The sequence below is a fragment of the Micromonospora sp. CA-249363 genome (assembly GCF_050950185.1).
GTDB lineage: Bacteria > Actinomycetota > Actinomycetes > Mycobacteriales > Micromonosporaceae > Micromonospora.
Map to the genome: position 1 here is coordinate 3896140 of NZ_CP192020.1, position 22118 is coordinate 3918257.

Genomic DNA, 22118 nt, shown 5'->3' on the forward strand with positions numbered 1-22118 from the left:
CCATGCGCGGACGCAGATGGGCGACGCTGGCGGTGGCCGCGACGCTCGCACTCGGCGGGCTGGTCGGGACCGGCGCCGCCCCGGCGGCAGCAGACCCACAGGGCGGCACGCTTCGCGGCGTCTACTACGACGGTCAGTTCTGCAACAGCTACGGCAGCGAGGGTGTCCAGACCGGCCAGTGGAGCTGGTACTACTGCGAGTACCGCCAGTACGGTCCCAACGCCCCGGGGTTCTACTTCCTCTGGAGCTTCACGTACTGACTGGCGCAATCCCGGCCGCCGGACCCACTGGCCCGGCGGCCGGCTCCACTCCCCACACCGGCGCAAGCGGCGGGAGCACTCGCCGTCGTGGCATGACTGATCCAACCGGCGCCGCCTGGCGTAGGAGCACCCGGAGCGGCGACAACGGTGGCGACTGCGCTATCCGGCAACCCCACTCGCTCATTTCATTTATCCACGTGGCGTAGACAGTCGACCGAACGGGCTGATCCCGGCACCTGCTCGGTGGCTAGCCAACAGTGCTGGTGATCATGAAAATCGGCGAGTCACTTTTCCTCAACAACCGCCACCTCCTCCGGGTCTGCCCACAATGCCGAAGAAGGCGACCAACCCGCTCGTTGTCGGTCTCGTCGCAGGTTCCGTCGCCCTACTTATCGGGTGTTGCGGCGGCGTGGCGATCGGACGAAGCATGGGCCAATCCGATCCTGCGCCTACGGCGGTCGCATCGGCTCCCGCCGATGCCGCTCGGGCCACGAATGCCCCGACCACACCGTCCGTATCGGCGGAGATTCCAGCCGCCAGCGGCACGCCGGCCGCACCGCCATCAAGCACCGCGCCGGAAACCGTCGCGATGCCCAATGTGGTTGGGCAGAACGCGGCCGTGGCCGCGGACCAACTCCGTGACCTCGGATTCACCAAAATTCAGTACGGCTCCCAAGACGAACACGACACCGTTGTTCTGCTTGCTTCTAACTGGACCGTCACCAAGCAGTCCACCAAGGCTGGGAACAAGGTGCCCACTGACACGCTGATTGTGCTCACCTGCACCAAGCAGCGTTGACGCCCAGCGAAGCAGATGGCCTCTGCGACGCGTACGGCGAAGGGCACTTGTCATCGACGTAAACGCCGGGAGCAGTCGCCGTCGTGACCGTCGCGCAGGAGGCAGCGCCGGCCGCCGGGCAGCCGCAGGTCGCAAAAGACCCGGTGGCGCAGGAACTGCTGGTCCTCCTCGGAGACGGTGGTCTCCCCCGGATCGGCCATCGGCAGCACCACCATCCAGCGTCCAATCACCCGGGCCAGGCGTTGCGCGGCGGGCAGGTCGGTGGCGACGACGGGCAGGTGGATGACGTACCGCTGGCTCATCGGGGCTGCTCCTGCGCCGGGTTACGGCGGTTCAGCTCGCCCTTGATCCGGGTGACCTCGCGGCGGCTCTGGGCGAGGGCCGCGTAGACGGCGGCCATGTCGACGGCGACCCGGTCGAGGAAGGCGTACACGTCGTCGGGGTTGAGACCGCGACGTCCGAGCCCGGCCGCCGCGAAGCGCCGCTCACGCACCTGCCACGGCAGCAAACTGGTGTACGCGCCGGAGCGGCTCACTCCGACATCCCGCGCCGGTCGTTGGTTACGGACGCTCATCTCTCCAACCTGCTTTCCGTTGATTGAGGGGCGGTACGGCGTGCATGTCGCTTACGCGAACATGCGGCCTGCCGCCGCGTTGGACAGCGCACGGCCGCAGGCTGCGGCAAGGTCTCACTCGACCGAGCTACAGGTCCGCATCCTGGCTACAACTGCCGCCGCCTTGATGAATATACGCACAGGGGCACAGGGGTACAACCAGTGCGGCACACGGGGGGACAAGGCTTAGCAGGCATGACCATCGATCCGCGCTCCCACACGCCCGTCTACGTGCAGGTCGCCGACCTGTTGCGGAGGCAGATCGAGTCCGGTGAACTGGCACCCGGGGTGTCGCTGCCGAGCGAATCCCGGCTGACACAGGAGTACGGCATTGGCCGCGAGGCGGTCCGGATGGCGATTTCGATCCTGCGGTCCGAAGGGTTGGTCAGCACCGTCCGCGGGCACGGGACGCGGGTGCGACGCGCGCCCGATCGCCAGCGGGTCGAGTTGCCTGCCGGCGCGTCGGTCATCGCCCGGATGCCGACCGGCCAGGAACGGAACGAGCTGCAACTGGACGAAGGCGTTCCCGTGCTGGAGATCCGCCACGGCACGGGCAGGGTTGAAGTCGAGCCCGGCGACCAGGTCGAGCTGATCCGCCCGACCGAGCTTTAGCAGCAGCAGCCGGGACGAGACGGCGGCCATGACCGCACAACTCGGCCGACCTCACCGGACTAGTCCGAACTGCAAAGCGCCGACGTCAGGATGTTGCCTTCCACAGGGACACCCACGACGAACTGGACCCCTATCAGCGCGTCTGGCGAGGGCTGGATGCAATGGCCCTCGGCGAGGCAGAATCGAAAGACATGATCAAGAGGATCTCCGGGGAGATGCGACATGACTGACCTGTCCGGTGCCATCTGGCGTAAGAGCACCCGTAGCGGCGACAACGGCGGCGCCTGCGTCGAGGTCGCCACCAATCTCCCCGGTGTCGTCGCCGTACGTGACTCCAAGGATCAGGCCGGACCGACTCTCACCTTCCGCCCAACCATTTGGTCCGCCTTCGTCAGCAGCGTCCGCGACAACGCGCTGATCCACTGAAGTCGTATACCCGGTAGCCGCACGGCCGCTGGGACGGCCCTTGCAGTCCGATGCACGGGACCAAACGGCGGGTGACTCGCAGACTATCCGAACGCGAGACTCGTGCAGTGACTCATCCCGATCCCTATCAGCAGTGGCAGCCCGCACCGACCGAGCAGCTACCGGTACCTGTTACTCAGCAATATCACGTTCCGGTGCCCACACAGTCGGTCTACGTCGGACCCCAAGCGGTGCTCATTCCACAGAAATCCGCCGGGGCTGCCGTCGCCCTCGAGTTGATCCTGGGCCTCTTCGGCATCTTCGGCGTGGGCAACCTGTATGCCGGTCGCACGTCAACCGGAGTGCTCCTGATGCTGTCTTTCTGGGGGCTCTTCTGGATCAACTTCCTCCTCATATTCGCTGTCGTCGGTCTCGTGACGATGCCCCTGACGTGGATCGCGTACCTGGTCTTTGGCCCCCTACTCGCAGCCCGCGGCGTCGAACGACACAACGCGGGTGTTGTCGCTGCTACCCACACCGCAATTACCCGCTCGTACTGAGCCCGCGCCGAACCAGTCTGTGCGTCCACTGACCGACAGTTCGTCGCCGTCCCGCCGCCGAAGCTACTGATCAACCGGCGCGGGTCCGCATCTCCGACCTGATCGAGGCGGGGCGGTTCGCTGTGGGTGAAGGATGTCGCCGACGAGCTCGCGCAGGATCCTGGCGGCCCCACGAGGAGGCAGCAGCGGCACGCCGCGCTTCACCATGCTCGAGGGAGCGCGGGTCGCGGCCGAGGAGGGCAGAACCCGTATTGCGCCTTCAAGCTCGGCCGTGTGCAAATTGTTTCCTCAGGAATTGCGGGTCGACGACTGAGATTGGTCGATCCTGTCCACAATCGTCCGGCGGATAGTTGTCCGACATACGACCACGGCAATTCGGGCCGGATAGACGACAGCGTGTTCCTTCGCCCACCGGGCTAGCCTCCTCTCGTCCGTCCCAATAAGGCAGCGAGCCGGAGGTGCATGTCATGTTCATCGTGGCGACCCAGGACCCGAATACCCGCCGTAATTCTGAGGGAGCCGAATCGGGCGCGGCCGCATGGGGTGCTCTCCTGCCCATCGACGCTGGGCTCACGCAGGCGGAGGCGGATCGGCAGTTGGCCACCTACCTGGCCGGGGTGCAGAACGGCGAGCCATTGTGCATCCGGGCGCACGGCAACGACGAGGAGATCGGTGACGCCGAGGCGGGTGCCAAGGACTGGGGTTGGACCTACAAGAAACTGGCCCGGATGCTGGCCACCCACCTGACCGCCACCCCGAGCGTGGTCCTGATCCGCTCGTGCGCCGAGAAGGTGACCAACTTCCCCACCCAGATCGCGGTCCGCTTGGAGTCGAACTGGCCGGGCGCGAACCACCTCGACGGAGTCGCCATCTACGGCTACAACCTGTCCGTCGACATCAGTACGCCGGTCCCCTCGCCTCAGCAGTTGACCAAGAATGTCCAGGTCCAGCCGGTCGTCGTCTCGTTGTGACAGGCGATCATTGCGACGTGAGTGTCAACGTTCGTCAGGCTCGCGGAATCATGAGCTATGGCGGCGGCACGATGGCGAGGTGGACGGAGGCACCGGCCATATTGAACACACTTGGAATGTCGCTCGCACCCTGATCCCCGGCATCGGCACTTCCCCGCGTGGCCTCGAAGTCGGGCCGCGCGGGGAAGACGTCGCTCAGCCCGGCAACGCCGCCTTCATCACCAGCGAGGCGGCCGAGGGCGGGAGTGGAACATTGAGGAGAAGCTCGTCCCCCCGGTCTTCGACCGGACCGATCACCACGGCGACCTCGTAGAGTTGGGGTCTGGCCCAGATGTCGGGCCAGGTCAGGGACGGGCACAACACCTCTCGCGGGCCCAGCTGCAGTTCGTGGGGTTTGCCGGGAGCGAGATCGAACCCACCTCGGATCGCATCGATGCCCTGAGGGCTGGGATCGCCCGGCTGGTTGACCATCGGCCCTCCGCCGACAATGACACCGTCCTTCAGATAGAGCACCTGAAGAAGCGATGGCGGACTGGAAGCCACGTGGACCGCCCGTGTGGCGGCGAACATCACCGTCACCGCTGGACCGGAGTCGGCTTTCACCTTGACCACCGAGGACACCTCTGCCGTGAGGAGGGGGCCCGGAGTGGGAACCACGTGGTCGTAGCGGTCGCCGCAGACGTACACCTCGGGCTCCTCCTCGGCAGTGGCGGTTGGCCCGGTGGGGGTCGACGGCCCCGGGCTCGCGCCTGCGCCGATGGGCGTATCACCGTCGCCGACGATCCCCGCCGCAGCGACCGCCACCAGCGACATCACCATGACCGAAGCGAGGCCGGCTCCGGCCGCTAGCAGCCCTCGCCGTCGCCGCACACGTGCGCGCACGTGATCAGTGGCGAACGACGGCGGATCGGCCTCGTCCGCCACCCTTGCCAGACGGTCCCGCCAAAGACGATCATCGGACGGCACGGTCGTCCTCCCCTATGTCATCGTGCAGCAGCCCGGCCAGGCGACGTCTACCGTCGTGCAGGTGGCGTTTCACCGTCCCGGCGCCGCATCCGAGTTGCGCGGCGATCTCTGGAATGGGCAGATCGACGTGGTAGTAGAGGACAACGCAAGCACGTTGTTGTGGGGTGAGCTCCAGGAGCGCCGCCCGGAGGTCATGTCGGGCATCCGCAGCACGTGAGCCGTCCTCGACCCGGTCCGGCGCCAGCGCGAATGGCATCACGCGCCGCCACACGTCCCGCCGCCGGACCCGGTCGAGGTAGAGGTTGACGACGGCCTTGCGCACGTACTGCTCAGAGTTTGCGACCTTGTCGTGCCGTGGCCGGGTGAATGCCCGCACCAACGCGTCCTGTACCAGGTCTTCGGCGTCGCTGTCATTGCCGCACAGCAGGTAGGCGTAGCGCTTCAGCGCCGCACCCCTGGCGTTGACGAGATCCGCCAGCGCCTGCTCCCAACCTGCCACGACAGAGTCCCCTCGGTGTTGTCCTCACTATCTTGGACGAACGAGAGGCCGGTCCGGTTGGGGCACAACCATCCGGCAGTTGCGGCGGTCGAACTCGTCAAGAGACGTCTGGGCGAGCGAGCCAGCACGACAGCTCCAGTGGCTTATGGTGATAAACCGGACGCTCGGTGAGCGTCCGGGCCGTGGATTGCGCGCTGTTTCAGCCGGAGGGTGGACCGATGACCGAGCACACCCGCGGCGTCGACGACTGCTGAGATGGACTGGGCCGGATGGGCGTTGTTCGGGTTCGTCGCCACCGCGGCGCTCACCGCGGCGATGATCACCGCTCAACTGGCCGGCCTCACCCGGCTCGACCTGCCCCTGGTGCTCGGTACCTTCGTCACGGACGATCCCGACCGGGCCCGGTTCGTCGGGTTCTTCCTGCACCTGTGCGCCGGTCAGGGCTTCGCCCTCGGGTACGCCGCCACGTTCGCGCTGTTGTACCGCGCCACCTGGTGGATCGGAGCGCTGCTCGGAATTGTCCACGTCGGGATCGCGCTGACGGTGCTGCTGCCGCTGCTTCCTGGCGTCCACCCCCGGATGGCGTCGCAGCGGGCGGGACCGGCCAGCACGGCGGTGCTGGAGCCGCCCGGGCTGTTCGCCCTCAACTACGGTGTCCAGACTCCCCTGGTCACGGCCGTCGTCCACGTCGTCTACGGAGTCGCTCTCGGACTGCTCCTGCACGCCAGGTGACACGCCCCTCGTGCAGGGGCGATCGCCGTGACCGCTGAGCCACCGATCAGCGACTACGGGCTGCTCGGCGACACGCGTACCGCCGCCCTGGTCGCGAGTGACGGCGCGATGGACTGGCTCTGCGTGCCGCGCTTCGACGGTGATCCGCTGTTCGGCAGGCTGGTCGGGGGCCCGGACGCCGGAACGTTCCGGGTCGGCCCGGCCGGCCCGGCGACGGTCCTCGAACGGCGGTACCGGCCGCACACCGCCACTCTGGAGACCACCTGGGCGGTGGGTGGCGGCCGGCTGCGCCTCACCGAGGCGATGGTCGCCGAGGTCACCGGTCGCCTGCTGCCCACGACACTGATCGTGCGACGGCTGTCGGCCGAGCGGGCGGCCGTCGACGCGGTGGTGGAGTTCGATCCGCGCCTCGGCGCTCGGCACCGCCGGCCCCGGGTCGAGCGCCGGCGTCGGACCCTGGTGTGTGAGTGGGGGGCGCTGGCGGTCGCGCTGGACAGCACGCCCGCTTTCCGGATCGAACCGGGCCGACCCACCCCGGTCACGGTCCGGCCGGGTCGTCCGGTCACCCTCGTGCTGGCCGTGGCCTACCGCGAGCCGGTGATCCACGTCGAGCCCGAAGCCGCCTGGGACCTGCTCGTCGAGGACGAGGCCCGCTGGCGCACCTGGACCGGGGAGATCGACGAGCGGGTGCCCTTCCGGGAGCACGTCGTACGGAGCCTGCTCACGATGCGGCTGCTCACGTACTCACCCTCGGGAGCGCCGGTGGCCGCGCCCACCACGTCCCTGCCCGAGGATCCCGGCGGGGAACGCAACTGGGACTACCGCTACGTCTGGCCCCGTGACGCCAGCATCGGCGTCAGCGCCTTCCTCAACGTCGGGAAGGCCGACGAGGCACAGGGGTTCCTCGCCTGGCTGCTGCACGCCAGCCGGCTGCAACGGCCACGCCTGCCGGCGCTGCTCACCCTGCACGGCCGGCACGTACCTGCGGAACGGGCACTTCCCGGTTGGCCCGGCTACCTCGACAGCCGCCCGGTACGCATGGGCAACGCCGCCGCCGGCCAGCACCAGCTCGACGGGTACGGCTGGGTGATCGACGCCGCCTGGGCGTTCGCCCAGGCCGGACATCGCCTGTACGCCGAGACGTGGCGGGCGGTGCGCGGTTTCGCCGACGTGGTGGACCGGTGTTGGCGGGAGCCCGATGCCGGTATCTGGGAGGTACGGACGCCCGCCCAACACGTCCATTCCAAGCTCATGGGTTGGCTCGCGCTGGACCGTGCCCTGGCCATCGCCGACACGCATCCCCTGTCGGACCGTCGACGTCGACGCTGGCAGCGATCCCGAGATGCCATCGCCGCCGAGGTCCGGACGCGCGGCTTCGACCCCGCGGCGGCCAGCTACGTGCGCAGGTACGGCTCCCCGGACCTCGACGCGGCCCTGCTCGTCCTGCCGCTGCTCGGCATGGACCGGGCCGGGTCACCCCGGGTCCGGGGCACGATCGACGCCATCCGGGACCGGCTGTCCGCCGGCGGTCCACTGCTCTACCGCTACCCGCCCGGGCGGGACGGCCTCCCCGGCGTCGAGGGCGCGTTCCTGCCCTGCTCGTTCTGGCTCGTTCAGGCCCTGGCCCGTACCGGGCGTCGCGGCGAGGCCGTCGCGCTGTTCGAGGCCCTGGTCGACCACGCGAGTCCCCTCGGCCTGTACGCCGAAGAGGTGGACCCGGCGACGGGCGTCCACCTCGGCAACTATCCCCAGACACTGACCCACGCCGCGCTCGTCCAGGCCGCGCTCGCCATCCGCGACGCCCCCGTCGGTGATCCCGGGCCTGCCTGAGCGCCGAGCCCGCTCGGGCGAGTAGGGTCCCGATCATGACGATTCCGCACCTGAGCGCTGCCGACGGCACGACCCTGCCCGCGATCGGGCTCGGCACGTACCAGCTGAACGGCTCGGCGGGCGTCGACGCGATAGGGCACGCGATCCGGGCGGGCTACCGGCTGCTCGACTCGGCGGTCAACTACGAGAACGAGGGCGCGGTCGGTCGGGCCGTGCGGGACGCGGGCGGCGTCCGCGACGAGCTGATCGTCACCTCGAAGCTGCCGGGGCGGCACCACGACTACGACGAGGCGCTGACGACCATCGAGGAGAGCGTGTTCCGCACCGGCCTCGACCGGATCGACCTGTACCTGATCCACTGGCCGAACCCGAAGGTCGACAGGTACGTGCAGGCCTGGCGGGCGCTCATCGAGGCGCGGGAGCGGGGTCTGGTACGGCACATCGGGCTCTCCAACTTCCTGCCCGAGCACATCGACCGGCTGGTGGCCGAGACCGGGGTCGCCCCGGTGGTCAACCAGATCGAGGTGCACCCGTACTTCCCGCAGCAGGAGGCGCTGGACTACCACCGGGAGCACGGGATCCTGGTGCAGGGGTGGAGTCCGCTCGGGCACGGCAACGACCTGCGGCAGCACCCGGTCATCGCCGAGATCGCGGCCGCGCACGGCGTCAGCACCGCGCAGACGATCCTGGCCTGGCACGTGGCCCGCCAGGTGATCCCGCTGCCCAAGGCCGCGTCGCCGCAGCGGCAGGTCGAGAACCTGAACGTCTTCGACGTCGCGCTCACCGACGCCCAGGTCGAGGCCATCACCGCGCTGGGCCGCCCGGACGGGCGGCTGTCAGATCAAGACCCCGCGGTGTACGAGGAGTTCTGACCGACCCGGCACGCCGGACGGTCGGGGCCTCGGGAGAGCATGTCGGCGTGCTCGACGGACTTGACGACATCGACTGGGCGCGGCTGGGCCACGCCTACGGGGCGGCCGACGACGTGCCCGGCCAGCTGCGCGCTCTACTCGACCCCGATGCGACCGTGCGGAACGAGGCGCTGGGTGAGCTGTACGGCAACGTGTTCCACCAGGGCAACCGGTTCGAGGCGAGCGCCTACGCGGTGCCATTCCTGCTGGAGATGCTCACCGACGCGGCCACCCCGGACCCGGCGGCGGTGCTCGGGCTGTTGAGCGCCCTGGCCGTCGGGTACGACGAGGGTGTCCTCCCAGACGGCTTCCCGGTGGCCGAGTACCGCCGGGCCGCGAAGGGTGGGCGGGCGCTGCTCGCGGCCAAGCCGCCGCCGTGGACCGGCAGCGACGAGTCGCAGAAGGAGTACGTCGAGTACCTCTACGTCGAGTCGCTGTCGAGGGCGGATCAGGGCAGGCTGTGGGCGTACGTCACGCTGGCGACCTACGACGCGGTGCGCGCCGGGGTTCCCGTGTTCCGCGCCCTGCTGGATCACGCCGATCCGGACGTACGCCTGGTCGCGGCGTACCTCCTGGCCTGGTTCCCCGAGGAGGCCGACGGCAGCGTGGCCGCGCTGGCCCGCGCGGTCGACGTTGCCGAGACGCCCGGTGCGGTGGCCACCATGCTGGTGTCCCTGGGGCTGCTCGGCGCCGCGCCCGACGGCCGGTGGCTTACCGATCCGCGCCCGCTGGTCCGCTGGGGCGCCGCGATCGGTCGGGTCCGCGTCCTCGGCGCGGCGGCCGACCCGGCGACCCTCGCGGAGGTGTTGGGCTGGGCGTCGGCGGCATCCGGCGAGATCCCGGCCAAGCCGGAGGAGGGTGAGTGGGTGCCGTTCCTGTCTAGCGACCTCGGCGGCTACGCGGCGCTCGCCCTGCGGCAGCTCGGTCCGCAGCACGCCGACCGCGCGTTCGACGCGCTGCTCGAACGGTTGCCGACCGTCAGCGGCGACCGGTCGTTGACGCTGCTCGGAGTGGCGCTGCACCTGGCGTTCCCGGACGGCCCGTCGGCCGCGCAGCCACCGGTCGACGCGTTGACGCCCCGGCAACGTCGGCTCGTCGAGGAATTGAGCCGATCGACCGAGCCCTGGCTGATCGACGGTGAGCAGTTCGGCAACGTCAGCGAACTGATCGGCGGCTACGGTCTCCCGGGAAGCCGCGAGGAGATGCGCGCCTACCTCGCCCGCACCCCGTAGCGAGGCGTCGAGGGCACCCGATTGATCGCTACCGTGGGTGACCTCGGTGGGGGCGGACGCCGGGAGGAGCGTGATGACTGTGCGGCATCAAGATGCCGCTGAGGCATCACGCTCGTCGGGACATCCGGCCCCGACCGCCGGGCACAAGTCGCCCACCGCGCCGATCTTGCACTTTCGGTGGCGACATCTGGGGCGTCACCGCGCATATCGACAACCGAAAGTGCAAGATCGGCGGGGGTAGGGGTAGGGCGGGGGCGGGGGCGGGGCGGGGCGGGGCGGGGGGGGTTACACGAGCCCGCCGAGGGCTGGGTCGCTGATGCTGTCCTTGCCGTTCTCGACGTGGCCCGCGCAGCGGTACGCGAAGCCGGGGTCACCCGCCGCGACGACCGTCAGGTCGTACCAGCCGTGGGTGCGGGCCAGCGGCCAGGTGGCGCGCTCGGTGTGACCGGGGCGCAGCGACAGCGTGACCGGCCGGGAGTGGTAGGCGTCCCGAACGGTCACCTCGACCCGCTTCGGCCCCCGGTTGGTGAGAGTGAGCTCGAGCTTGTCGCCCTGCTCGTCGAAGGCGGGCGTGATGTCGAGATCCGACGCGCCGCCGGCGAACCGGCGGAAGAAGCCGTTCGGTCCGTGCACCGACAGGTCGTACCCGGAGGAGGTCTTCCAGGTGTCGGCCAGGCGCTTGCCCGGCTCGACGGTGTAGCTGCGCGGCGCGGCCGTGCTGCCGGCCTGGCGGACCTGGAGGACCGCTCCCGCGCCGCCGGTGTTGCGGAACTCGATCCGGAACTCGCCGTCGCCCCGACGTCCGTCGGCGTGCAGGGCGTACGGGATCGCCCGCGCCGGGCGCACGCCCGGCTCCTGCCTGGGCAGACGCTGGTCGGCCGGCGGTACCGGCACCTCGTCGGGGTGCCGGACCAGGTCGTCGGGCTTGAAGTCGTCGGTGTCCGGCAGCGTCACGTCGCGCGACCGGTTCGGGTGCCGGAAGTCGAAGGCCGTGGTCAGGTCACCGACGACGGCCCGCCGCCACGGGGTGATGTTCTTCTCGACCAGGTCCGGCCGGCCGTGCCCGAACCGCGTCTCCAGGAACTTGATCAGCGAGGTGTGGTCGAAGACCTGCGAGTTGACGTAGCCGCCACGCGTCCACGGCGACACGATGATCATGGGTACGCGGATGCCGAGGCCGTACGGGCCGGCCGGGTGGTCGGCGTCGCCGGGGAAGATCTCGTTGGTGGTCGGCACGGTGGACTGTCCGTGCTCGCGCGTCTGCGGAGGCGTCGGCGGGACCACGTGGTCGAAGAAGCCGCCCTCCTCGTCGTACGTGATGAAGAGCGCCATCTTGCTCCACACCTCGGGGTGCGACGCCAGGATGTCGATGACCTGCGAGATGTACCAGGAGCCGTAGGCCGGCTCCCAGTTCGGGTGCTCGGTGTACGCCTCGGGCGCGGTGATCCAGGAGACCTGCGGCAGGCGTCCCGCCGCGACGTCGGCCCGGAAGTCGGCCAGCAGCGCCTCGGGGTCACGGCCCTGGGTACGGATCTCGGTGCCGGTCTTGGCGCGGTCCGCCAGGGGCGTGCCGGGCTGCGCGTTCTGGTACTGGTGGAAGTAGAGCAGCGAGTTGTCGCCGTAGTTGCCGATGTACGGGTCGTTCGTCCAGCCCCAGGATCCGGCGGCGTTAAGGCCGGTGCCGACGTCCTGGTAGATCTTCCAGGAGATGCCGTTGCGCTCCAGCCGCTCCGGGTACGTCGACCAGTCGTAGCCGGCCTCGGCGTTGGTGATGACCGGGCCGCCGCCCTTGCCGTCGTTGCCGACCCAGCCGCTCCACATGTGGTAGCGGTTCGGATCGGTCGGGCCCATCAGCGAGCAGTGGTAGCTGTCGCAGACGGTGAACGCGTCCGCGAGCGCGTAGTGGTAGGGCAGGTCCTGCCGGGTGTGGTACGTCATCGACGTGACGCCCTTGTTCGGCACCCACCCGTCGAACCGGCCGTCGTTCCAGGCGGCGTGCCCGTCGTTCCAGCCGTGCGGCGGGTCGGGCAGGAAGGTCTGGCCGAGGTTCTTCACCTCGGGGCGGAACGGCAGCAGCTCGTCGGCGCCGTCGGGCTGGTGCCACACGTCCCTACCGGACGGCAGTGTCGCCGGATGGGGGTCGCCGAAGCCGCGTACGCCGCGCATGGTGCCGAAGTAGTGGTCGAAGGACCGGTTCTCCTGCATCAGGATGATCACGTGCTCGACGTCCTCGATCGAGCCGGTCCGGTTGTTCGCCGGGATGGCGAGCGCCTTGCTGAGGTCCAGCGGGAGCGCCGCGCCGATCGCGGGAACTCCCATCGCCTTGAGGAACGTACGGCGATCCACCGTGCCCATAACTCCGCCTTTGTGTGCTCTGGTCGAGAAACTGGCGAGCGGACGCTATCGAGGGCGGGTTGACGGCAGATGACCATAATTGGGCCGGGCGGGAGCCCTCCGACGTACCGTGAGATCGTGCCGACGAGAGACATACTCACCAAGGCTGACCTCGCCGAACTGCGCCGCACGGCGCTCGGGGCGGCCGACCCGCTCGGTGTCGCGGCCGACATCGCCGAGGCGGTCGAGCAGGGCCGGTTGGAGGATCCGGACGACGCCGGGGACGCCCTGACCCTCGCCGCCGAGATCGCCCGGATCCGTACCCGGACCGAAGCCGCGCTGCGGTACGCGGATCAGGCGCTGGCGGCGTACCCCTCGGTGGACGACCCCCGGGCGGGCGTGGCCCGCGCGCTGCGGGCCCGGGTGATGTTCCAGGCCGGCGGCCGGGACGACGAGGCGATGGCCGAGTTGACCGCGCTGCGTCCGTTGCTGCTCACGCAGCCCGACGTGCCCGCCTACCTGAGCGCGGCGCTGGACGCGGCCGGTCGCTCGTCGACGGCCGAGACGTGGCTGAGCGAGGCGGTCGACACGCTGCTCGGCGAGCGCGACACGACGGCGGACCCGGAGGTCGGTCCGCCGGACGCGCCCGGTGTGCTGTTCCTGCTGCTGCAACAGCGCCACCGGGTACGCCGCAACCTCAACCTGCCGCACGACCGGCAGGACGACCTGGCCGACCGGCTGGAGAACCAGCTCGTCCGTCAGGTCTCGGAGCGGCAGGGCGGCGCGTCGGACCTGCTGCTCTGGCCACGGGACGAGTTCGACAGGCTGCTCGCCGCGCATCCCGAGCTGACCGACGTGTACGGGCCGGACTGGGACGCGCACCGGGCGCGACTGGAGAAGGAGCTGGTACGGCTGACCGGCGCCGGCCGGACCGGGCTGGGCGTGTATCGGGCGAGCGTGGCCGGCCTGGACGCGTTCGCCCGTGGACGCGACGGCGACCCGACCGACGCGGCGATCCGGGCCGGCTACGCGGCCGAGGTGTCGGCGCGGCCCGCCGCCCGGGTTCCCTGGCCACCCGAGCGCAACGACGCCTGCTGGTGCGGGTCGGGCCTGAAGTACAAGAAGGACTGCCTGCCGCGGTCGCGGAGCTGAGCGGCGGCTCCGCGTACACGCTCTGGGCACGCCCGGTCGGTACCGATAGCCTCCATGCCTCGGATCATCGAGATCCGCCATGGCCGGAGGAGTCGCCGAATGTTCGAAGAGTTCCAGGGCATCCCCGCCCACCCGCTGGTGCTGCACGCCGCGGTCGTGTTCGTGCCGCTGCTGGCGCTCCTGGCGATCGCCTACGCGCTCGTCGCGCCGATCCGGCCGCACACGCGCTGGGTGCTGGCGCTGCTCGCGGTGGGCGCGCCCGTCTGCGCGCTGCTGGCGAAGCTCACCGGGGACGCCTTCTTCGAGCGGTTGCGCTCGGCGAACCGGGTGACGCCGGAGTTCGTCCCGAAGCTGGAGGCGCACCAGGAGTTCGGGGACCTGACCCTGTACGCGACGATCGCGCTGGCGGTCGTGGCGCTGGCCCTGGTCCGCTTCGTGCCGCCGCGCGCCGCCGAGGGAGTAAGCGCCAACCGGGCGGTGACCGTGACGTTGCAGGTGCTGTCGGTGGTGGCCGCCGCCGTCGCCGTGTACTACGTGGTCCGTACCGGCGACTCGGGCGCGAAGGCGGTCTGGGAGGGTCAGTGACGGCGGTGGTGTCGGCCCGGCCGTGGCCGAGCCGACACCACGTCATCGGTCAGCCGGCGTGGTACGCCCGGATGACGGTCTGCTCGATGCCGCTACCGCCGTTGCCGGCGGCCTTCACGCGCAGCGAGACGGCCTGCCCGGAGGCGACCTTCGGCAGGTCGAACCGGTAGCTGTCACCGCTGCCGGTGACCCGGGCCGACGTCCAGGTGACCCCGTCGTCGGTCGACGTCCACACCTGCATCGACGTCACCTTCTGCGCCTTGACGCCGTGCGCCTGCCGGACGGTCAGTTCCACCGGACCGCCGACGGGGTGGTTGTCGTGGTCCATCGGCAGCGCGTAGTCGACCCCGAGCAGCGCCACCGGCACGTGGCCGGTCCCGTCCGGCCCGGCGGACCGGAACGTCCAGGACGTGCTGACCTTGGTGGAGATCGGCAGGATGAGGCTGGTGTCGACGTCGAAGGTCAGCCGGTAGTCGGCCATCGCCTGCGGCACCGTGAAGTCGGCGATCGGCCGGTCGCTCTGCTCGACCAGCTTGCCGTTGCGGTACAGCGACAGCGTGCGCTTCACGCCGACCGCCTCGCCCTGGAGGCAGTCGGCGCGCTGGTGCTGGTCGGTCAGCGTCACCATGTCCAGGTGCAGGTTGCCCCGGGTCCGCGACGGCGGGCTGGCGCAGCTCCAGCCGTCACCGGCCGGGTCGTCGTACCAGTCGGAGTGCAGCGGCTGCCGTGCCCAGACCTTGGACTGCTGGCTGCCCGGCCGGTACTGGCGCGGCGCCTCCACGGCCGGCAACCCGCCGTAGACGCCCTCGTCGGCCCAGACGATCTCCGGTGAGAGGTACGACGTCCGGTTCGGCGGCATGACGCCCTCGAAGGTCTGGGTCACCGCGACCCCGTCGGGAGTCTCGCCGAAGCGGACGAACGTGGTGTACATCTCCGGCGAGTCGGTCTGGTGGAACCGCTCGTCGATGCGGGCCAGCCGGGCCTGCTCCGCCCGGGTCACCCGGAACGACGGGTCGGCCGGTACACCGCCGGTGTACTCGTGCACGATGTTGTAGCGGTACGGCTTCGCGGTACCGGCCGGCGAGTCCATGTTGACGGCCGCCCAGATGCGCCGCGATCCGATGGTGGGCTTCGGGACCGCCACGCTGCGGATCGCCGTCGCCACACCGAACCCGCTGATCTGGTGCCACCACGGCAGGCCGTTCACCGCGGTCTGGAAGGTGGTGAGGTCGGTCCGGGTGGTCCTGGTGGCCGTCCCGTCGACGGTCGCCGTGACCGGCCGGGCCTGCGCCGGGTCGAGGGTCACGCTCCGGTCGGCGTGCACGTCCAGGTCACCCGCGGCGGTGAGGGTGCTCTCCTGCACGTCGCTGTCGACGTAGTAGGCGATCGACGCGCCGAGCACCGAGTACCGACCGGCCGGCACCCGCAGCGTGAAGGTTCCGCCGGGCGTGCCGCCGCCCCCGCCGTAGAACAGCAGGGGGTCGGTGAGGTTGGTGACCATGAGGTTGACCCAGCTGTCCGCGCCCTCCCGCAGGCCGGGCATCGGCTTGGTGTGGATCGTCAGGTCGTAGCTGGGCTGCTCGACGTAGAAGCTCACCGGGGTGGTGGCGACCACGATGTGGCCGGTGCGGGCGGTGACGGTGGCCAGGTAGAGGCCCGGCCGGCTGGCCAACGCCTTGCGGTTGATCCGCAGGGTCGCCGCCGCGGTCGCGCCCCGCTTGAGGGTCACCCGGCTCGTCGACAGCGACGCCGCGCCGCGCGGCACGCTCTGGCCGTCGTGGTTGACGATCGACACGTCGAGGTCGAGGACCGTCGTGGCCGGGCTGGACCCGCTGGTCCAGCTCAGCTTCGTCTCGCTGGTCCCGGACTGCGGGTACGCGAACGTGCCGAGGTTGACCACCGGCTGGTCGCTGGTCGGGCCGTCGAGGGCGCGGGCGGCGTTGAGGCGGCCGGCTCCCATGGCGTACGGGTCGATGCCGGTCAGCGGGTCGGCCGCGCCGACCAGGGCGGCCTTGAGCTGCGCGCCCGTCCAGTCGGGGTGCCGCTGGGCGAGCAGAGCAGCGGCGCCGGCGACGTGCGGCGTGGCCATCGAGGTGCCGCTGAGCGACTCGTAGTACTCGTCGATCGGGTCCTGCAGGTTGGTGCCGGCGGCGCGGGCCGCGACGATGTCGACGCCGGGCGCGACCAGCTCCGGCTTGGCCGCGTTGTTGTTGATCAGCGGTCCCCGGCTGGAGAAGTCGGCGAGCTTGTCGTCGCGGTCGACGGCCCCGACGGTGAGCGCGGTGGCGGCCGACCCGGGCGAGGAGATCTGCGCGCCGCTGTTGCCGGCGGCGATGACGAACAGCGTACCGGTCTGCTCGCTCAGGGCGTCGACGGCGAGCGAGAGCGGGTCGCTGCCGTCGTCGGCCTGGCTGCCGCCGAGGCTCATATTGATGACGTCGGCGCGGGCGGCCGCCCACTCCATGCCGAGGATGATGCCGGAGTCCTCGCCGGAGCCGTGGTCGTCGAGCACCTTGCCGATCACGAGCTTGGCGTCCGGCGCGACGCCACGGCGCAGGCCGTGCGAGGCCGTGCCGGTGCCGGCGATGGTCGAGGCGACGTGCGTACCGTGGCCGTTGTGGTCGACGGCGTCGCCGCCCTCGGCGGTGAAGTCGGCCCGCTCGGCGACCCGCCCGGCGAGGTCCGGGTGGCTGAAGTCGGCGCCGGTGTCGAGCACGGCGACGCGGGCGCCCCTGCCGGTGTAGCCCGCCTTCCAGGCGTCCGGCGCGTCGATCTGGGTCAGGTTACGGTCCAGGCCGGCGGGCTTCGCGCCGGCGGGCAGGGCGGTGGCGCGGACCTTGCGGTCCAACCAGACCTTCTTCGCCCCGGCCAGCAGCGAGTTCGTCGCCAGCTTCGCGGTGGCCGGGCTCTTCTTGGGTACGTGGCCGGCCACGGCGCCGATGCTGGACAGCGTCTGGACGTCGGCGAGCGCGGCCACCCGGGCGGAGGCGGTGGCGGGCTGCACGATGACGGGCAGCTCGGCGGTGTTCTCGTCGTCGTACCCGTCGGCGATCAGCGCGGTGACGTCGAACAGGTCGGGGTCGAGGACCGAGCCGATCTGGGACTCGACGCGGGCGGGGACGACGTGCAGGTGACCGTCCGGGCCGCAGCTCTGCCGGATCACGGCGTTGGCGTCGAGCGGTCGGATCGTGGCCTGCGGGCATCCGGTGCCGGTGCTGCGGACGGTCACCACGTCGCCGGTCAGCAGGGTGACGGTGTGTGTCGTGCCGTCCGCGGAGGTGCGGGGTGTGTCGGTGCCGGCGATACCGCCGGAGCCGGCCGTGGCGGTGCCGCCGGGCACGGCGGTCAGCGCCGTGGCCGTCACGGCGACGGCCAGCAGCCAGCGTGTTCTCCTGAGCATGTTGCTCCTGTCTCATGTGGACAAATGACGCCTCTTGGGCGACATTTGCAAGATCATAGGTCTGCCCGGCGGATCTTCGGGAGGTCGCGACGAGGCTTTTTTCTTCCGCCGAGACAACGTTTTCCGCCATGTGTCGACGGGCTACCCGGTTCGATGTCGATTCGATTACCGCCCCTGTCGCGCCCCGCAATTCGGCCGATGGCGACCACCCGAAGGGATCGACGCCGACGTCCACTCGCACCTAGCATGGCGACGAATGGATCTTCGCGATTGGCCCCTGCCGAGACCCGGCAACCAGCCCGACCGAAGGGAGACGCGCGTGCGTCGACCCCGCCATCTGGCACTTCTCAGCGTCGGTGTATCCGGCGCACTGGTCCTGAGCGCGACACCCGCACCAGCGGCGGCCCGGCCCACGACGGCCGCGCCCACCGGCATCGTCGTGGCCGACGGCATGACCCAACCGGTGTTCTCGCTCGCCGACGCCATCGAGGAGCGGGTGTACGTCCAGACCCCGGTGGACACCGACCACGACGGCCGCCCGGACCGGGTCGCCGTCGACATCTCCCGGCCCCGCGAGACCGCCACCGAGGGCTTCAAGGTGCCGGTCATCTTCGAGCACAGCCCGTACCGCAAGGGCACCTGGGGAGACGTGCCGTACCCGAGCGTGCTCGTCGACGACCTGCCGCAGAACGGCCTGACCGACCACTCCGGCCGGCGCTCGCTCGACGCCGGCACGCAGCGCGCCCAGGCCAAGGCCAACCTGCCCGGCTCGCTCGACGACTACTACGTGCCGCGCGGGTACGCGGTGGTGCTCGGCCAGAGCGTCGGCACCGGTGACTCGGACGGCTGCCCGACCAGCGGCGACCAGGCCGAGACGCTCGGCACCAGGGCCGTCATCGACTGGCTCAACGGGCGGGCCAAGGGGTACGACGCCAGCGGCGCCCCGGTGACCGCCGGCTGGACCACCGGCGCAGTCGGCATGACCGGCGTCTCCTACAACGGGACGCTGCCCAACCAGGTGGCCACCACCGGGGTCAAGGGCCTGAAGACCATCGTGCCGGTCTCGGCGATCAGCAGCTGGTACGACTACTACCGGGCCAACGGCCTGGTCGTCGCGCCCGGCACGTTCCAGGGCGAGGACCTCGACATCCTGGCCCAGTACACGGCCGGGCAGGCGCGCGCCGAGGGGCCCTGCGCGGACGAGCTCGCGCAGATCACCGAGGAGCAGGACCGCATCACCGGCGACTACTCGCCGTTCTGGCGCGAGCGCGACTACCTCGACGCCCGCAACGTCCAGGCCAGCGTCTTCGTCGTGCACGGCCTCAACGACTGGAACGTCAAGACCGAACACTTCGCCGGCTGGTGGGACGAGCTGGCCAAGCGCCACGTGCCGCGCAAGATCTGGCTGCACCAGGGCGGGCACGGCGGGCCGGGCAGCAGCGCCTCGGTGACCCTGCCCAGCGGGCAGACCTGGACGTACAAGCAGACCGAGAACCGGTGGTTCGACTACTGGCTGTGGAACGTGCGCAACGGCATCATGGACGAGCCGACGGCGGTGCTCCAGCGCGAGGACCGGGCGTACACCACGTACGCCAACTGGCCGGACCCGGCCGCCCGCGAGGTCGGGCTCCGGTTCGCCGCCACCGACGCCACCGCGCCGGGCACCCTCACGACGGGCAAGCCGCCGAAGGCCCGTGTCGAGCAGAGCTTCGTCGACGAGGGGCGGACGATCCACCCGGACACCCTGGTCGCCGACCCGGACACGGCCAGCGCCAACCGGCTCGCCTACCGCTCCCCCGCGCTGACCCAGAACGTCCGTATCTCCGGCCGTCCCGAGATGCGGCTCCGGATGGCGATCGACAACAAGCCGGACGCCAACCTCACCGCGTACCTGGTCGACTACGGTCCGGCCGGGTCGACCGCCGCGCCGGTCGTGGTGACGCGCGGCTGGATGGACCCGCAGAACCGCGTCAGCGCCGCGCGCACCGCACCGGTCAAGCAGGGCAAGCTGTACGACTACCGGTGGACCATGGAGCCGAAGGACTACGTCTTCCCGGCGGGCCACCGCATCGGTGTGGTCGTCTTCTCCAGCGACCAGGAGTACACGCTGTTGCCGTTGGGCGGCACCGAGCTGCGGGTCGCCCCGAACGACAGCGAGCTGCGACTCCCCGTGGTGGGCGGGCGGGGCGTACTCGGCTTCTGACCGGCTCGGTCAACGGGTGGGGCGGTTCGACGACTCGTCGGGCCGCCCCACCCGCGTCTGGTGGTGCAGGCCAACACATCCGCTCCGCCATCCTAGGAGGATAGGTCGTAGCCTCCGACCGTTTCGCGTGGGCCGCGCGAGGCAGCGGGTGATCCACTCCAGGTCGGTGATGTCGGGCTATCCCTGCGCGAGGATGCCCCGACTTCGGCGATCTGGAGTCGATCACGCCAAAGGGTGGTCACGGTCGCCGACTCCGCCGACCCGCGACACCGCACCACCAACAAGGGCCGGGTTCGGCAGCGTGCGGTCGTCATTTTTCCAGCAACTGCGGTACGTATTGACAACTTTCGACATCGGGGTGAGGCTTGGACTGCTGAGAGCGCTCTCTCGCACCGGCCCCACCGGGCCACCACCAGTCTGGCCAGGCCACACTCCGCTGTCTTCGGCGGCGGCACCGGAGTTGCCCCTGACCCGTCCCCGACAGGAGTCACGATGGACAGGGCCGCACCCCTCTCCCACCGCCGGCTACGCCTCACCGTGGCGATCGGCGCTCTGCTGACGCTCCTCGGCACGTACCTGGTCTCGACCACCGACCGGGCCGACGCCGCCCCGGTCGCCAACGTCATCCGGGTCGCCGAGTTCCCCGCGGACTGCACGTACAGCCACCGGTTGCCGGACGACCCGATCGTCTTCCCCGGGCTGCCGGGAGCCTCACACATGCACAGCTTCTTCGGCAGCACTGTCACGAACGCCACCACCACCCTGCCCGACCTCGTGAAGTCCACGACCACCTGCAACCCGGCGGTGGACGTCTCGTCGTACTGGGTGCCGACCCTCTACCGCGACAACGTCGCGGTAGAGCCGGCCATCGCCACGTTCTACTACCTCGGTGAGGGTGTGCGCTCCGACGTCGTGGCCAACACCCAGCCGTTCCCGCAGGGCCTGCGACTCGTCGCCGGCAACGCGAAGGCCACCGGATCGAACGACAGCATCGCCCGCTGGTCCTGCCTGCACGCCGGTCAGGTGCCACCGTCGAAGGACTTCGTGAACTGCCCGGCCGGCACGATGCTGGAGTCGTACCTGGACTTCCCGCAGTGCTGGAACGGCCGTGACCTGGACTCCGCCGACCACAAGAGCCACCTGGCGTACCCGGTGAACCAGGCCTGCCCGAGCACCCACCCGGTGCACGTGCCGAAGTTGCGCCAGGTGCTGCGCTACCCGGTCAACGGCGACCCGTCGCACTTCCGGCTCGCCTCCGGGCCGGGCTACACCATGCACGGCGACTTCTTCAACGCCTGGCCGACGGCGGAGATGGCCCGCCGCGTCCAGGACTGCATCCGTCCGGTCATCAAGTGCGGCCACGACGGCCGACCCATCTGATCCGTCGAAAGGGGCGGCCCGGTTCTGCCGGGCCGCCCTCTCTCCACGCCGAGGCCGCGCCGGAAGGAGGACGCATGCGCGTTCACGTCGCGCTGCTCATGACGGCGATGCTCGTCGCCGGCTGCGCCGGCGGGCCGTCGAGCACCACGGACGACGCGGCACCGCAGGCCCCCGCACCGACCGCCGCGAGCCCGACGGCCGGCGCCTTCAGCCCCACCGACATCGCCTGGCTGCAACTCACGGCGGCGATGACGCAACGGCTGCTGCCGGTGCTGGACCTCGTGCCCAGCCACACCAGCGACCCGACCTGGCGACGGTTGGCCACGCAGGTCCAGGCGAGCGCCCGGGCCGACCTGACCCGCTCGCGCGACCTGCTCAACGAGGCCGGCGCGCCGACGACCAACCCGCACGAGGGTCACGACATGCCCGGCATGATCACCGCCGACGAGCTGGCCGCGCTGCGGTCGGCCAGCGGGAAGACGTTCCAGCGGCTGCTCGCGGCGCATCTGCGGGCGCACCTCGCGCAGGCCGTCAAGATCGCCGCCGCCGAGCAGCGGGCCGGAGTCCACCCGGCCACCACCGCGCTGGCCGCGGCCGTGATCCGAGCCGGCGACGACGACCTCGCCCGCCTCGACCAGCTCGACCGACCAGCGACCCCGCCCGCGACCTGACCG

21 protein-coding genes are annotated in these 22118 nt (G+C 70.5%); 15 read left to right on the forward strand and 6 right to left on the reverse strand.

The window, feature by feature from the left end:
• Positions 1–2 precede the first annotated feature (2 nt).
• Together ACQPZK_RS17855 and ACQPZK_RS17860 are read left to right on the forward strand one after the other, a co-directional pair.
• Positions 3–260 carry a hypothetical protein gene (locus ACQPZK_RS17855; RefSeq protein ID WP_433534054.1) on the forward strand — a complete coding sequence of 86 codons (258 nt, stop codon included), beginning with the start codon at positions 3–5 and terminating at the stop codon, positions 258–260.
• Between the two features lie 328 nt (positions 261–588).
• A complete protein-coding gene (locus ACQPZK_RS17860) occupies positions 589–1059 on the forward strand; it encodes a PASTA domain-containing protein (RefSeq protein ID WP_433534055.1) in 471 nt (156 codons plus the stop codon).
• A 50-nt stretch (positions 1060–1109) separates the two neighbouring features.
• Here the strand turns inward: ACQPZK_RS17860 and ACQPZK_RS17865 are convergent, their stop codons facing one another.
• On the reverse strand, positions 1110–1361 hold the full coding sequence (locus ACQPZK_RS17865; RefSeq protein ID WP_433534056.1) for a hypothetical protein: 252 nt from the start codon (positions 1359–1361) through the stop codon (positions 1110–1112).
• Entirely contained in the window at positions 1358–1633 is a 276-nt protein-coding gene (locus tag ACQPZK_RS17870) for a DivIVA domain-containing protein (protein ID WP_433534057.1), read from the reverse strand. The genes ACQPZK_RS17865 and ACQPZK_RS17870 overlap by 4 nt, the downstream gene beginning before the upstream one ends.
• Positions 1634–1867: 234 nt before the next feature.
• Here ACQPZK_RS17870 and ACQPZK_RS17875 point away from each other — a divergent pair, with 234 nt between their 5' ends.
• The 4 genes from ACQPZK_RS17875 to ACQPZK_RS17890 all read left to right on the forward strand — a co-directional run bounded on the left by ACQPZK_RS17875 (position 1868) and on the right by ACQPZK_RS17890 (position 4220).
• Positions 1868–2284: a GntR family transcriptional regulator gene (locus tag ACQPZK_RS17875; protein ID WP_433534058.1), complete on the forward strand. Its 417-nt coding sequence runs from the start codon at positions 1868–1870 to the stop codon at positions 2282–2284.
• Between the two features lie 222 nt (positions 2285–2506).
• The gene (locus ACQPZK_RS17880; protein ID WP_433534059.1) at positions 2507–2710 is read left to right on the forward strand and encodes a DUF397 domain-containing protein; all 204 of its coding nucleotides are present in this window, start codon (positions 2507–2509) and stop codon (positions 2708–2710) included.
• A 107-nt stretch (positions 2711–2817) separates the two neighbouring features.
• On the forward strand, positions 2818–3249 hold the full coding sequence (locus ACQPZK_RS17885) for a hypothetical protein (RefSeq protein ID WP_433534060.1): 432 nt from the start codon (positions 2818–2820) through the stop codon (positions 3247–3249).
• 467 nt (positions 3250–3716) lie between these two features.
• Positions 3717–4220, forward strand: coding sequence for a hypothetical protein (locus ACQPZK_RS17890; RefSeq protein WP_433534061.1), 504 nt, complete (start codon positions 3717–3719; stop codon positions 4218–4220).
• 195 nt (positions 4221–4415) lie between these two features.
• Here ACQPZK_RS17890 and ACQPZK_RS17895 read toward each other — a convergent pair whose 3' ends face one another.
• Positions 4416–5144 (reverse strand): hypothetical protein, encoded by a 729-nt coding sequence (locus ACQPZK_RS17895; RefSeq protein ID WP_433534062.1) that lies wholly within the window; start codon positions 5142–5144, stop codon positions 4416–4418.
• 28 nt (positions 5145–5172) lie between these two features.
• Entirely contained in the window at positions 5173–5685 is a 513-nt protein-coding gene (locus tag ACQPZK_RS17900; RefSeq protein ID WP_433534063.1) for an RNA polymerase sigma factor, read from the reverse strand.
• A 255-nt stretch (positions 5686–5940) separates the two neighbouring features.
• Here ACQPZK_RS17900 and ACQPZK_RS17905 point away from each other — a divergent pair, with 255 nt between their 5' ends.
• From ACQPZK_RS17905 to ACQPZK_RS17920, 4 genes are read left to right on the forward strand one after another with little or no spacing between them, the layout of a single operon-like run.
• Positions 5941–6417 (forward strand): hypothetical protein, encoded by a 477-nt coding sequence (locus tag ACQPZK_RS17905; RefSeq protein WP_433534064.1) that lies wholly within the window; start codon positions 5941–5943, stop codon positions 6415–6417.
• 27 nt (positions 6418–6444) lie between these two features.
• Positions 6445–8247, forward strand: a complete 1803-nt coding sequence (locus ACQPZK_RS17910) for a glycoside hydrolase family 15 protein (protein WP_433534065.1) — start codon at positions 6445–6447, stop codon at positions 8245–8247.
• 35 nt (positions 8248–8282) lie between these two features.
• Positions 8283–9119 (forward strand): aldo/keto reductase, encoded by an 837-nt coding sequence (locus tag ACQPZK_RS17915; RefSeq protein WP_433534066.1) that lies wholly within the window; start codon positions 8283–8285, stop codon positions 9117–9119.
• Between the two features lie 47 nt (positions 9120–9166).
• Positions 9167–10390 carry a hypothetical protein gene (locus ACQPZK_RS17920; protein WP_433534067.1) on the forward strand — a complete coding sequence of 408 codons (1224 nt, stop codon included), beginning with the start codon at positions 9167–9169 and terminating at the stop codon, positions 10388–10390.
• A gap of 285 nt (positions 10391–10675) precedes the next feature.
• On the opposite strand, the gene ACQPZK_RS17925 is transcribed toward ACQPZK_RS17920, so the two are convergent.
• Positions 10676–12745: a phosphocholine-specific phospholipase C gene (locus ACQPZK_RS17925; protein ID WP_433534068.1), complete on the reverse strand. Its 2070-nt coding sequence runs from the start codon at positions 12743–12745 to the stop codon at positions 10676–10678.
• Between the two features lie 117 nt (positions 12746–12862).
• Between ACQPZK_RS17925 and ACQPZK_RS17930 the strand changes: the two genes are divergently transcribed.
• Both ACQPZK_RS17930 and ACQPZK_RS17935 read left to right on the forward strand, forming a co-directional pair.
• On the forward strand, positions 12863–13876 hold the full coding sequence (locus ACQPZK_RS17930; RefSeq protein WP_433534069.1) for an SEC-C metal-binding domain-containing protein: 1014 nt from the start codon (positions 12863–12865) through the stop codon (positions 13874–13876).
• A 99-nt stretch (positions 13877–13975) separates the two neighbouring features.
• On the forward strand, positions 13976–14461 hold the full coding sequence (locus ACQPZK_RS17935) for a DUF2231 domain-containing protein (protein WP_433534070.1): 486 nt from the start codon (positions 13976–13978) through the stop codon (positions 14459–14461).
• Between the two features lie 49 nt (positions 14462–14510).
• Here the strand turns inward: ACQPZK_RS17935 and ACQPZK_RS17940 are convergent, their stop codons facing one another.
• A complete protein-coding gene (locus tag ACQPZK_RS17940) occupies positions 14511–17861 on the reverse strand; it encodes a S8 family peptidase (RefSeq protein WP_433534071.1) in 3351 nt (1116 codons plus the stop codon).
• A 319-nt stretch (positions 17862–18180) separates the two neighbouring features.
• Between ACQPZK_RS17940 and ACQPZK_RS17945 the strand changes: the two genes are divergently transcribed.
• From ACQPZK_RS17945 to ACQPZK_RS17955, 3 genes are all read left to right on the forward strand, one after another.
• Positions 18181–20064 (forward strand): Xaa-Pro dipeptidyl-peptidase, encoded by a 1884-nt coding sequence (locus ACQPZK_RS17945; protein ID WP_433534072.1) that lies wholly within the window; start codon positions 18181–18183, stop codon positions 20062–20064.
• A 492-nt stretch (positions 20065–20556) separates the two neighbouring features.
• A complete protein-coding gene (locus ACQPZK_RS17950; RefSeq protein WP_433534073.1) occupies positions 20557–21444 on the forward strand; it encodes a DUF1996 domain-containing protein in 888 nt (295 codons plus the stop codon).
• A gap of 74 nt (positions 21445–21518) precedes the next feature.
• Positions 21519–22115, forward strand: coding sequence for a DUF305 domain-containing protein (locus tag ACQPZK_RS17955; protein WP_433534074.1), 597 nt, complete (start codon positions 21519–21521; stop codon positions 22113–22115).
• Positions 22116–22118 lie beyond the last annotated feature (3 nt).